General features: G+C 66.6%; 10 protein-coding genes. 8 read left to right on the top strand and 2 right to left on the bottom strand.

Annotated elements, in window-relative coordinates; genetic code table 11:
• The 6 genes from OKW87_RS12820 (at position 1) to aroC (ending at position 5,201) form a co-directional block, all read left to right on the top strand.
• Positions 1 to 882: a transglutaminase family protein gene (locus OKW87_RS12820; RefSeq protein ID WP_265540074.1), complete on the top strand. Its 882-nt coding sequence runs from the start codon at positions 1 to 3 to the stop codon at positions 880 to 882.
• Between the two features lie 65 nt (positions 883 to 947).
• On the top strand, positions 948 to 1,868 hold the full coding sequence (locus tag OKW87_RS12815) for a DnaJ C-terminal domain-containing protein (protein ID WP_265540072.1): 921 nt from the start codon (positions 948 to 950) through the stop codon (positions 1,866 to 1,868).
• Positions 1,869 to 1,873: 5 nt separating this feature from the next.
• Positions 1,874 to 2,857 carry a YihY/virulence factor BrkB family protein gene (locus OKW87_RS12810; RefSeq protein ID WP_265540070.1) on the top strand — a complete coding sequence of 328 codons (984 nt, stop codon included), beginning with the start codon at positions 1,874 to 1,876 and terminating at the stop codon, positions 2,855 to 2,857.
• A complete protein-coding gene (fabI, locus tag OKW87_RS12805; RefSeq protein ID WP_322740316.1) occupies positions 2,854 to 3,657 on the top strand; it encodes an enoyl-ACP reductase FabI in 804 nt (267 codons plus the stop codon). The genes OKW87_RS12810 and fabI overlap by 4 nt, the downstream gene beginning before the upstream one ends.
• A 66-nt stretch (positions 3,658 to 3,723) precedes the next feature.
• Entirely contained in the window at positions 3,724 to 4,137 is a 414-nt protein-coding gene (locus tag OKW87_RS12800) for an endonuclease domain-containing protein (RefSeq protein ID WP_265540068.1), read from the top strand.
• The gene (aroC, locus tag OKW87_RS12795; RefSeq protein WP_265540066.1) at positions 4,134 to 5,201 is read left to right on the top strand and encodes a chorismate synthase; all 1,068 of its coding nucleotides are present in this window, start codon (positions 4,134 to 4,136) and stop codon (positions 5,199 to 5,201) included. Before OKW87_RS12800 ends, aroC begins: the two co-directional genes overlap by 4 nt.
• A gap of 165 nt (positions 5,202 to 5,366) precedes the next feature.
• Here aroC and OKW87_RS12790 read toward each other — a convergent pair whose 3' ends face one another.
• The gene (locus OKW87_RS12790) at positions 5,367 to 6,656 is read right to left on the bottom strand and encodes an adenylosuccinate synthase (protein ID WP_265540064.1); all 1,290 of its coding nucleotides are present in this window, start codon (positions 6,654 to 6,656) and stop codon (positions 5,367 to 5,369) included.
• Positions 6,657 to 6,695: 39 nt separating this feature from the next.
• Positions 6,696 to 10,055, bottom strand: a complete 3,360-nt coding sequence (locus OKW87_RS12785; RefSeq protein ID WP_265540061.1) for a PAS domain-containing protein — start codon at positions 10,053 to 10,055, stop codon at positions 6,696 to 6,698.
• An 87-nt stretch (positions 10,056 to 10,142) separates the two neighbouring features.
• Here OKW87_RS12785 and OKW87_RS12780 point away from each other — a divergent pair, with 87 nt between their 5' ends.
• A complete protein-coding gene (locus OKW87_RS12780; RefSeq protein ID WP_265540059.1) occupies positions 10,143 to 11,150 on the top strand; it encodes a fumarylacetoacetate hydrolase family protein in 1,008 nt (335 codons plus the stop codon).
• Positions 11,151 to 11,162: 12 nt separating this feature from the next.
• The gene (locus OKW87_RS12775) at positions 11,163 to 11,759 is read left to right on the top strand and encodes an SOS response-associated peptidase (protein WP_265540057.1); all 597 of its coding nucleotides are present in this window, start codon (positions 11,163 to 11,165) and stop codon (positions 11,757 to 11,759) included.
• The last annotated feature ends 43 nt before the right edge of the window (positions 11,760 to 11,802 follow it).

The raw sequence follows: 11,802 nt of genomic DNA, 5'->3' as shown, positions 1-11,802 counted from the left end.
ATGCTCTATCAGATCCGCCACATCACCCGTTTCGAATATGCGCGGCCCGTCGCCTTTGCGCGCAACAACCTGCGGCTCCAGCCGATCGACTGGTCGGGCCAGAAGGTCGAGGACTATGCCCTCGCCATCGAGCCCCACGGCCGCACCGCCCCCGCCCGCGCCGAGGCCGGGCTCGCCAACGTCATGCGGCTGGTCGTCGACAAGCCCGCCCGCTCACTGATCATCACCAGCAGCGCGCGGGTGCGCGTCGATCGCCCGGTGCCGATGCCTCGGCCGTCCGATCCGACGATCGCCGAAGTCGGCGCCGCCGCGCGCCTCAGCCGCGACGCCTCTCCGGCAAGCCCCGCCGCCTATCTCTTCCCCTCGCCGCTGATTCCGCTCGACCGCGACATCGCCGCCTGGAGCGCCGCCGATCTCGATTCCGGGCGCGGCGTACTCGAAGCGGCGATCGGTCTCGCGCTGCGCATCCAGCGCGAATTCGCCTTCGATACCGACGCGACGCTGGTCGACACCACCCCCAGCGAAGCCTTCGCCAAGCGCGGCGGGGTCTGCCAGGATTTCGCGCAGATCATGCTCTCCGCCTTGCGCGCCGCCGGTCTGCCCGCGGCCTATGTCTCGGGCTATATCCGCACGCTGCCGCCGCCGGGCAGGCCGCGGCTGGTGGGCGCCGACGCCACCCATGCCTGGGTTTTGGTCTGGGCCGGCCCCGATCTCGGCTGGGTCGGGGTCGATCCGACCAACGGCATCTGGATGGCCGGCGATCATATCGTCGTCGCGATCGGGCGCGATTATGCCGATGTCGCGCCGATCGACGGAATCGTGCTCGGATCGGGCGCGCAGAACATGCAGGTCTCGGTCGATGTCGAGCCGCTGGGCGACTGACCGGCTTTGCCACTTGCGCGAAGCCGGCCCCGCGCCGAAATACCCCCGGTAGAACAGGGGACGACATGGCCGATCCATATGTAACGCTGGGGGTGGCACGCGGCGCCAGCGAAGCCGATATCAAGAAGGCCTATCGCAAGCTCGCCAAGGAGCTGCATCCCGACAAGAACAAGGACAATCCCAAGGCCACCGAGCGCTTCAGCCAGGTGACCCAGGCCTATGACCTGCTGACCGACAAGGACAAGCGCGCACGTTTCGACCGGGGCGAGATCGACGGGGACGGCAATCCGACCTCTCCGTTCGGCTTCGGCGGCGGCGGCGGACCGCAGGGCGGCTTCCGCGCAGATTATGGCGGCGACCAGGGCGATATCGGCGACATTTTCGAGGGGCTGTTCGGCGGTGCGGGCGGGCGCCGCGGCGGCGGCTTCACCGGCGGTTTCGGCGGGTTCGGAAGACGCCCACCGGCCAAGGGCGCCAACGTCGCCTATCGCCTCACCGTGCCGTTCGAGGATGCCGCGCGCCTGGCGCCGCAGCGGATCACGCTGCGCGACGGCAAGACGATCGACCTGAAGCTGCCCGCAGGCGTCGAGACCGGCACCCAGATGCGGCTCGGCGGGAAGGGTGAGGAAGGCCCCGGCGGCTTTGGCGACGCGATCGTCACGATCGAGGTCCAGCCGCACCGCTTCTACACGCGCGACGGCGACGATATCCGCATCGACTTGCCGATCAGCCTCGACGAAGCCGTGCTCGGGGCGCAGGTCCGCGTGCCGACGCCCGACGGCGCGGTGATGCTCAGCGTCCCCAAGGGATCGACCTCGGGCAAGGTGCTTCGCCTCAAGGGCCGCGGCTTCCACAAGAAAAGCGGCGGCCGCGGCGACCAGCTGGCGAATCTGGTGGTCGATCTGCCGGTCGACGACGATGCGCTGATCGAGTTTGCGCAAGGCTGGCAGGACAAGCGGAACCCACGGGGCCGGATGGGCGTCTGATCAGCGTGAACGAGGGCGCGACCGAACAGGGGGAAACCACAGCGGCGATCTCGCCCGAATCGCCCGAGGCGCGGCGGCACGGCGGCGGCAGCGGCTTTCACGGCCGGATGACCGACCTCGGCCTCCCCGAGCGCTTCTTCGTGGTGTTCAAGCGGGTCGTCGTCGGCACCTATACCGATGGCTTCACCTATGCCGGCAACCTTGCCTATCTCTCGCTGGTCACGCTCTTCCCCTTCTTCATCGTCGCCGCCGCACTCGCGCAACTGTTCGGGCGCAGCAGCGAAGGCATCCGCACGCTCGAGGCATTTCTCCAGACCGTGCCGCCCGACGTCGCCGACGTGTTGCGCAAGCCGGTGTCCGATGTGCTCCAGGCGCGCACCGGTGCCCTTTTATGGCTGGGCGGGCTGGTCGGGCTGTGGACCACCGCGGGCTTCATCGAGACGCTGCGCGGCATATTGCGCGATGCCTACGGCACCCAGTCGAGCACCCCCTTCTGGCGCTATCGGCTCGGCTCGATCGGGCTGATCGTCGGCGCGGTGATCCTGGCGATGGCGGCGTTCAGCTTCCAGATCATCCTCACGGCGGTCGAGCAGTTCGTCTATCGGGTGCTGCCTTTGTCGACGCAGGTGCAGACCCTGGTCTCGGTCGGCCGCTTTGCCCCGGCGCTTGCCTTGTTCGGGGCGCTCTACATGCTGTTCTACTCGCTGACCCCGCGCCGCTATCGCAAGAGCGGTTGCCCCAAATGGCCAGGGCCGCTGTTCGTCACGGCCTGGTGGATGGCCACCACCTCGCTGCTGCCGCTCGTCCTCTCCTCGCTCGGCGGCTATGATCTGACCTATGGCAGCCTTGCCGGCGTCATGATCTCGCTGATTTTCTTCTACATTATCGGGCTCGGCGTGGTTATCGGCGCCGAACTCAACGCAGCGCTGGCGGAAGTGCCGCACGACGGGGTAGAGGAGGCGCGCGAACAGGAAGGCGGTAGCACGTGACGGGATTGATGCAGGGCAAGCGCGGGCTGATCATGGGGCTGGCGAACGATCGCTCGCTGGCGTGGGGCATTGCCCAGAAGCTTGCCGAACATGGTGCCGAGCTTGCCTTCAGCTATCAGGGCGAAGCGCTTGAGAAGCGCGTGCGGCCGCTCGCAGCCCAGGTCGGCAGCGATTTCCTGATCGATTGCGACGTGTCCGACATGGCCGAGCTCGACAAGAGTTTCGAGACGCTCGCCGCGCGCTGGCCGACGATCGACTTCGTCGTCCACGCCATCGGTTTTTCGGACAAGAACGAGTTGCGCGGCGGCTATGTCGATACCAGCCTCGACAATTTCCTGATGACGATGAACATCTCGGTCTATTCGTTCGTCGCTGTCTGCCAGCGCGCGGCGAGGATGATGCCCAACGGCGGCAGCCTGCTGACGCTGAGCTATTACGGCGCCGAGAAGGTCATCCCGCATTACAACGTCATGGGCGTCGCCAAGGCCGCGCTCGAGACCAGCGTCCAGTATCTCGCCGTCGATCTCGGCCGCGACAATATCCGCGTCAACGCGATCTCGGCCGGGCCGATCAAGACGCTCGCCGCCTCGGGGATCGGCGATTTTCGGCTTATTTTGAAGTGGAACGAACTCAACGCGCCCTTGAAGCGCAACGTCACGATCGAGGATGTCGGCGGGGCGGGGCTGTATCTGCTCTCCGATCTCGCCTCGGGCGTGACCGGCGAGACCCACCATGTCGATGCGGGCTACAATGTCATCGGCATGAAGGCCGAGGACGCGCCGGATATCGCGTTGGCGTAAACTCCCTCTCCCCTTCGGGGGAGAGGGAAGGGGCCCGCCGCCGAAGGCGGTGGGAAGGGTGAGGGCATGAAGCGACCACCAGGATACGCCGCGCAGAGGTTCCAGCTCGAAGCGCGCCACAACCCCACCGAGCCTGAGAAGCGCTTGTGGAGCGCGCTGCGCAATCGCCAGGTCGCCGGCGCCAAATTTCGCAAACAGACGTGGCTCGGTCCCTACCTAGTCGATTTCTATTGCGCCGAGGCGAAGCTCGCGGTGGAGGTTGACGGCGATACGCATGCGCATCAGCAGGAATATGACACGCAACGCAGCGCGTGGCTTGAGAATGAAGGGTTCAGGGTGATCCGCTTTTCCAACGATGATGTGATGCGGAACCTCGAGGGCGTGGCCGCAGCGATCGGCGTTGCGTTGAGGCCCTCACCCTCCCACTCGGCTACGCCGAGCGGGCCCCTCCCTCTCCCCCAGAGGGGAGAGGGGTCTTGAGCTTCAACACCTTCGGTCGCGTCTTCCGCTTCACCACCTGGGGCGAATCGCACGGGCCCGCGCTCGGCGCGGTCGTCGACGGCTGCCCGCCGGGGCTGGCGCTTTCAGAAGCCGATATTCAGCCCTTCCTCGACAAGCGTCGCCCGGGCACGTCGCGCTTCACCACCCAGCGCCAGGAGCCCGACCAGGTCCGCATCCTGTCGGGCGTGTTCGAGGGCAAGACCACCGGCACCCCGATCGCGCTGCACATCGACAATGTCGACCAGCGGTCGAAGGATTATTCCGAAGTCGCCAAGGCCTATCGCCCCGGCCATGCCGATTATGCCTATGACGCGAAATATGGCTTCCGTGACTATCGCGGCGGCGGCCGCTCCTCGGCGCGCGAGACCGCGGCGCGGGTCGCGGCGGGGGCGGTGGCGCGGGCGGTGATCCCCGAAGTGACGATCACCGCCTGGGTCGAGGCGATCGGCGGCGACGCGATCGACTATGGCAATTTCGACGCGCACGAGATCGCCCGCAATCCCTTCTTCTGCCCCGATCCCGCCGCGGCGATGCGCTGGGAAGGCCTCGTCGATGCCGCGCGCAAGGCCGGCTCGTCGCTGGGCGCGGTGATCGCCTGCGAGGCGACCGGCGTGCCCCCCGGCTGGGGCGCGCCCATCTATGCCAAGCTCGACAGCGAACTGGCGGCGGCGGTCATGTCGATCAACGCCGTCAAGGGCGTCGAGATCGGCGACGGCTTCGCCGCGGCGGCCTTATCGGGCGAGGAAAATGCCGATGCGATGCGCCCGGGCACCAACCATCCCGAATTTCTCGCCAACCATGCCGGCGGCATCGCCGGCGGCATCTCGACCGGCCAGCCGCTGCGCGTCCGCGCCGCATTCAAGCCGACCAGCTCGATCCTCACGCCGGTCGAGACGATCACCCGCGAGGGTGAAGCGACCGAGATCATGACCAAGGGCCGCCACGACCCCTGCGTCGGCATCCGCGGCACGCCGGTGGTCGAGGCGATGGTGGCCCTGGTGCTGGCCGACCAGAAGTTGCTCCACCGCGCGCAGGTCGGCTGATCCGCAGAACTTTCCTACAGGAGCGAAACCTGCTACGTTCCCTTTATGTTCCGATCGCTCGCCTGCACCGCTTCCCGGCTTTGCAGTTTAATCTTGCGCTTTCGAGCAACGAAGTTTCACAAAACACGCGAAAAGTGGGAAGCTAAGCGGAGCCCAATCCCCGAATCAGTCCGAGAAGGGGTCCCGCACCAAAATCGTGTCGTCGCGGTCCGGGCTGGTCGAGACCAACGCCACCGGGCACTGGATCAATTCCTCGATCCGCCGGATATATTTGATCGCCGCCGCCGGCAGCTGCGCCCAGCTGCGCGCCCCCGCGGTCGAATCCTGCCAGCCCTCGATATCTTCGTAGATCGGCTCGACGCGGGCCTGGTCCTGCGGGCTCGGCGGCAGATAATCATAGTGCTTGTCGCCGACCTTGTAGCCGGTGCAGATCCGGATCGTGTCCATCCCGTCGAGGATGTCGAGCTTGGTCAGCGCGATGCCGGTAATGCCGCTGACTGCCGCCGCCTGGCGCACCAGCACCGCGTCGAACCAGCCGCAGCGCCGCTTGCGCCCGGTGACGACGCCGAATTCCTTGCCCTTGGTGCCGAGCAATTCGCCGATTTCATTGTCTTGCTCGGTGGGGAACGGCCCGGAGCCGACGCGGGTGGTATAGGCCTTGACGATGCCGAGCACGAAGCCGACCGATCCCGGCCCGAGCCCCGAGCCGGAAGAGGCGGTGCCGCTCACCGTGTTGGACGAGGTCACGAACGGATAGGTGCCGTGATCGACGTCGAGCAGCACGCCCTGCGCGCCCTCGAACAGGATCCGCCGCCCGCGTTCCTTGGCCTGCTTGAGCGTCAGCCAGACGGGCGCCGCGAAGGGCAGCACCACCCCGGCGATCTCGCGCAGCTCTTCGATCAGCGCCGCGCGGTCGATCGGCGGCTCGCCGAAACCGGCGCGCAGCGCATCGTGGTGCGCGCACAGGCGATCGAGCTGGGCGTCGAGATCGTCGAGATGCGCCAGATCGCACACCCGGATCGCGCGGCGGCCGACCTTGTCTTCATAAGCCGGGCCGATGCCGCGGCGGGTGGTGCCGATCTTGCCGGCGCCGCTGGCATCCTCGCGCAACGCGTCGAGATCGCGGTGGAAGGGCAGGATCAAGGGCGCAGTCTCGGCGACCTGGAGATTGTCGGGGGTGATCGCGACGCCCTGGCCGCGCAATTTCTCGACCTCGTCGCGGAAATGCCAGGGATCGAAGACGACGCCATTGCCGATCAGCGACAGCGTCCCGCGCACCAGCCCCGAGGGCAGCAGCGACAGCTTGTAGACCTTGTCGCCGACGACGAGCGTATGCCCGGCATTGTGCCCGCCCTGGAAGCGCACGACCAGGTCGGCGCGCTCCGCCAGCCAGTCGACGATCTTGCCCTTGCCTTCATCGCCCCATTGGGCGCCGATCACTGCGACATTCGCCAAAGTCGAGTTCCTTTCGGGGGCGCCCTAAAGCGCTCCGGCTCAGCCGTCCAGCGCGGCGCGCACCCGGGCCGCCAGCTGGCGCAGGTCGAACGGCTTGGTGAGGATCGATTGATCGTCTCCCGCCACTTCGGGCGTATAGCCGCTGGTCAGCAAGACCTTGAGCTCGGGGAGCATCGCCTGCGCCCGCTTCGCCAGCTCGCGCCCGTTGATCTCGGGCATCACCACGTCGGTGAAGAGCAGGGAGACTTGCTGCCCGCGCTCGATCAGGCGCAGCGCCTCGCGCGCGTCGCGCGCGTCGACCACCTGATATCCCAGTTCGCGAAGCGCCTCGACCGAAAAGGTGCGCACGCGCTCCTCATCCTCGACCACCATCACCACTTCGCCCGGCCGCGCATTCATCATTCCGGCGGCGTTCGCCTCGACCGTCTCCGGCGCCGGACCTTGATAACCAGGCAGATAAAGGCGGACGTCGGTGCCCGTCCCCTCGCTGGTGTCAATCCGCACCGTCCCGCCCGATTGGCGCACGAAGCCGAAGACCTGGCTCAGTCCCAGTCCGGTACCCTTGCCCACCCCCTTGGTCGTGAAGAACGGATCGAAGGCGCGCGCGACCACGTCGGGCGGCATCCCCACCCCGCCGTCCGCCACCGAAATCTCGACATAGTCGCCAGGCTCGAGCCCCAGCCCCGCAGCCTCGTCCGCAAGCGTGACAGCGGCAGTCGCGATCACCAGCGTGCCGCCCCCCGGCATTGCATCGCGCGCGTTGACCGCAAGGTTGAGAATCGCATTCTCAAGCTGGTTCGGATCGGCAAGCGCCCTGCCCACTCCCTGGCGCAGCTGCGTCTCGACCGTGATGTCCTCGCTCAATGTGCGGACCAGAAGCTCGATCATGCCGTCGATCATCTCGTTCACATCGACCGGGACCGGCGCAAGCGGTTGCTGGCGCGAAAAAGCGAGCAGCCGCTGGGTCAGTGCGGCGGCGCGGCCGGCCCCGTCCTTCGCGGCTATCACATAGCGCTCGACGTCGATCTCGCCCTTGGCCAGCCGCCGCTCGAGCAAGTCGAGCGCGCCGATCACCACTGCCAGCATGTTGTTGAAGTCGTGTGCGATGCCGCCGGTCAGCTGGCCCACCGCTTCCATCTTCTGCGCCTGGCGGAGTTGTTCCTCAGCCTGCATCAGCCGCTGGGTACGCACGCGGATTTCCGCCTCCAGCTGCTCGCGCGAGCGAGCCAGAACTTCGCGGGCGTCGACGATCTCCTGGATATCGGTGCAGGTGCCGAACCAGCGGGTGATCCGGCCGTCGGCGTCGCGCACCGGCTGCGCACGGCCGAGTACCCAGCGATAGGTGCCCGTGCGATGCCGCAGGCGATACTCGATATAATAGGGTTCGCCCGTCGCCAGCGAGTGGCCCCAGAGTTTCCATGCACGGGCCTGATCGTCGGGATGGAATAGTTCGGCCCAGCCCTCGCCATCGGTCGTGCCGGGCGGGACGCCGGTATATTCGTACCAGCGATCATTATAATAGTCATGGTAGCCGTCGGGAAGCGTCGACCAGACCATCGGATCGATCGAATTGGCGATCGCGCGGAACTTCTCCTCGCTTTCGCGCAGCCTGACGACGGCGTTGGCGCGTTCGACCGCGTCCCAGGTCAGTTCCGCCACCGCTTCGACGATGGCGACTTCCTCTCCGCTCCACGCCCTCGGCATGGCCTGGTTGACGTACAAGGTCGCCACCCACTCGCCGCCGCGCAGCAGCGGCACGCCGATTGCCGACGCCGCGCGCGACGGGATGTCGCTGTCAGCCAGATCGGTACCCGCGGCCGTATCGGAGAGGATCACGGTACGCCCGGCGCGATAGGAAGCGAGCGCGCTCGCACCCGCGCTGGACAGCGGTATATTGCCGCTCAAGGGCGCCAACGCACCACGCGCGACCGATGCGCCGAAGTCGAGCGCGTCCCCGTCGACGCGATAGAAACCGGCGCGATCCGCGCCGATCCAGTCGATCAGGGTTTCGACGCTATGTTCGATGACGGCTTCGGGAGAGGCGATGCCGCGCAGCCGCTCGGCGAGGGCGAACAGGAACGCCTGCGATTCGTTGGCCTTGCGCAACTCTTCCGCAGCGGCACGTGCGGCATCCTCGGCGTGCTTGCGCTCGGTGATATCGAAGCTGACGCCGGGGAATCGGACCGCCTCTCCGTCCTCGTCGAGCGTACAGCGCCCCTGCGCGCTGACCCAGCTTATCGCGCCGTCGGGCTGAACGAGGCGATATTCGTCGTGGAAACTGCCGCCATGCGTCAGTGCCCTGGCGATACCGGCCTGCACGCGCGGCAGATCGTCAGGATGGATATTGCGAAAAAAGGATTCGATCGGCGCGCTTTGGCCGGCGCCGATCTCCCGGACACCGTAGAGCTGCAGGAAGCGCGCATCGGCGCTGACCTGGTTCGCCTTGACGTCCCAGAACCAGGTGCCCACCCCGATCGACGAATCGAGCGCCAGCTGCAGCCGCTCTTCGCTGACCCGCAGCGCCTCCTGCGCCTGTTCGCGCTCGGTGACGTCATTGGCCTCGACGAAGATGTCGGTGGTATTCCCGTTGGCGTCCTTGATCGGCTGATAGACGAAGTCGAGCAGCCGCATCTCGGGCGCGGCGCCCGCCTCGCGTTGGAGCGCGATCTGCATCCCCGTGGCGCGATAGGGCTCGCCGCTTGCAAAAACGCTGTCGAGCAGATCGATGAAACCCTGGCCGACAACTTCTGGCAGCGCCTCGGCGAGCGGCTGCCCGAGCACGTCGCGCCCTCCCACCAGCTCGACATAAGCGGCGTTGGCGATATCGAAACGGTGCTCCGGCCCATGGAGCAACGCGACGGCGCCCGGCGCCTGCTGCATCAGCTCGCGCAGCCGCCCCACCTCCGCCAGACGCGCCTGTTCGGCCAACACCGAGCGCGTCGTCTCATTACCCTGGTTGAGGACGCCCACGACCTCCCCATCCTCGTCCCGGATGGGTGTGAAGCTGTAGTTCCACCAAGTGTCGTGCGGCCGGCCGTCGCGCTCCATCGGAAGATACTGGTCGAAAATCGCAAACCCTTCGCCACTGGCGACGACCTGCGCGATCTGGGGCCCGACGACGTCCCAGATATCCGCCCATACTTCGCCACCCGGACGACCCAGCGCCCAGGGGTGGCGTTCGGCGGGAATCGGCGCCCACGCATCGTTGTAGAGCAAGCGGAAATCCGGGCCCCAATAGATTGCGGTCGGGAAGGTCGCCGCGAGCGCCATGTCGAGCGCGAACTTAAGCGCTGGCGGCCACTCTTCGGGCCGCCCTAGCGGTGATCCCTCCCAGTCCGCTTCCCGGATGCGTGCGGCCATCTCGCCGCCATGGTCCAAGAAGCGAAGGCCCGACAGCATGTCGTTGCGATGCTGATCCCGGGCCTCGGAGTCAACTGCTCGACTTGGCCCCGCAGCCGGCTATGCTGGGGAGAAGAGGAGATACGAATGAAATTGGCCAGCCTGAAATATGGACGTGACGGAAAACTCGTGGTCGTCTCGAACGACCTTGCCTGGTATGCGAGCGCCGCCATGATCGCGCCGACGCTGCAGGCCGCGCTGGACGATTGGGATCGCGTCCTCCCCGATCTTCGAAATCTCGCCACCGATCTCGAACATGAGACGATCCCGCGCGAGCGCTTCCACGAGCGCCTTGCCGCCGCGCCGCTGCCGCGCGCATTCCAGTGGGCCGACGGATCCGCTTATGTGAACCATGTCGCGCTCGTTCGGCAGGCGCGCAACGCCGAAATGCCCGACAGCTTCTGGCACGATCCGCTGATGTATCAGGGCGGATCGGACGGCTTCCTGGGCCCCCGGGACGAAATCCCGCTCGCCGACGAAAGCTGGGGCTGCGATCTCGAAGCCGAGGTCGTGGTGGTGACGGGCGACGTGCCGCTCGGCGCCAGCCGCGAGGAAGCGCTCGCGGCAGTGCGCCTGGTTGGTCTCACCAACGATGTAAGCCTGCGCAACCTGATCCCTGGCGAGCTCGCCAAGGGTTTCGGCTTCTTCCAGTCGAAGCCCGCCAGCGCCTTTTCGCCGGTCTTCGTCACCCCCGATGCGCTCGGCGATTGGTGGCAGGACGGCAAGCTCCATCGCAAGCTGATGGTCGACTTGAACGGCCAGCCTTTCGGCCGCGCCGAGGCAGGCGAGGACATGACTTTCGATTTCGGCACGCTGATCGCGCATGCCGCCAAGACGCGCAAGCTGGGCGCAGGCACGATCATCGGCTCTGGCACGGTTTCCAATCGCGACGCCGATGGCGGCCCGGGTAAGCCTGTCGCAGACGGTGGGGTCGGCTACAGCTGCATCGCCGAGGTCCGCACGATCGAGACGATCCGCGGCGGCAAGGCCGAGACTCCCTTCCTGAAGGCGGGCGACACCGTTCGAATTTGGGCCGAGGACGAGCGCCACCATCCGATCTTCGGCGTGATCGAACAAACCGTCGTTGCGGGCTGAGGGAAGCGGGCGATGTGCAACGAACAAGCGCGCCGCATCGCGCTCGGGCTGTTGCGCAACGATTTCAACGATCTGCGCATTCCCATTCACTTCCCGGAAGGGATGCCCAATTTTGAGCCGCTCGACAGCATCCGCATCACCGATCGCAACGCCATCGTCCGGGCGGCGCCCGGGGGTGGCGCGGAGCTGGTGATGCGCCGCTGGAGCTGGCCAGGTGCGCACGGCAAACCGGTCTATAATTTCCGCTCCGAAGGGCGCCGCTTCAAGACCGGGCGCTGCCTGATAGTTGCCGACGGCTTCTACGAATTTACCGAAGCCCCGCTCGATGCCGAAGGCAAGAAGCCCAAGCGCAAGCAGAAATGGCTGTTCACCAAGCGTACCGAACCCTGGTTTTGCATCGCCGGGCTATGGCGTGCCGATCCGCAGGTGGGCGAGGCCTATACAATGCTTACCACCTCGCCCGGCCCCGACATATTACCCTATCATGATCGCCAGATCGTTGTCCTCGAGCGTGCCGACTGGGCCGAATGGCTCGATCCTCAGGCGAGCCCCGAACGGCTGCTGCAGCCGGCGCCCGCCGGAAGCTTCGAGGTTCGTCAAGTCGTCTGACCCCGACGGTTGCGACTGATGTCCGGCGCGAGCGCAGCTCGCG

The sequence above is a fragment of the Sphingomonas sp. M1-B02 genome (assembly GCF_026167525.1).
GTDB lineage: Bacteria > Pseudomonadota > Alphaproteobacteria > Sphingomonadales > Sphingomonadaceae > Sphingomonas.
This window is presented reverse-complemented; position numbering and strand designations above follow the sequence as displayed.

Coding starts and splice junctions, on each gene's coding strand:
- OKW87_RS12820 (WP_265540074.1), top strand. CDS start 1: ATGCTCTATCAGATCCGCCACATCACCCGTTTCGAATATGCGCGGCCC.
- OKW87_RS12815 (WP_265540072.1), top strand. CDS start 948: ATGGCCGATCCATATGTAACGCTGGGGGTGGCACGCGGCGCCAGCGAA.
- OKW87_RS12800 (WP_265540068.1), top strand. CDS start 3,724: ATGAAGCGACCACCAGGATACGCCGCGCAGAGGTTCCAGCTCGAAGCG.
- OKW87_RS12785 (WP_265540061.1), bottom strand. CDS start 10,055: ATGCTGTCGGGCCTTCGCTTCTTGGACCATGGCGGCGAGATGGCCGCA.
- OKW87_RS12780 (WP_265540059.1), top strand. CDS start 10,143: ATGAAATTGGCCAGCCTGAAATATGGACGTGACGGAAAACTCGTGGTC.
- OKW87_RS12775 (WP_265540057.1), top strand. CDS start 11,163: ATGTGCAACGAACAAGCGCGCCGCATCGCGCTCGGGCTGTTGCGCAAC.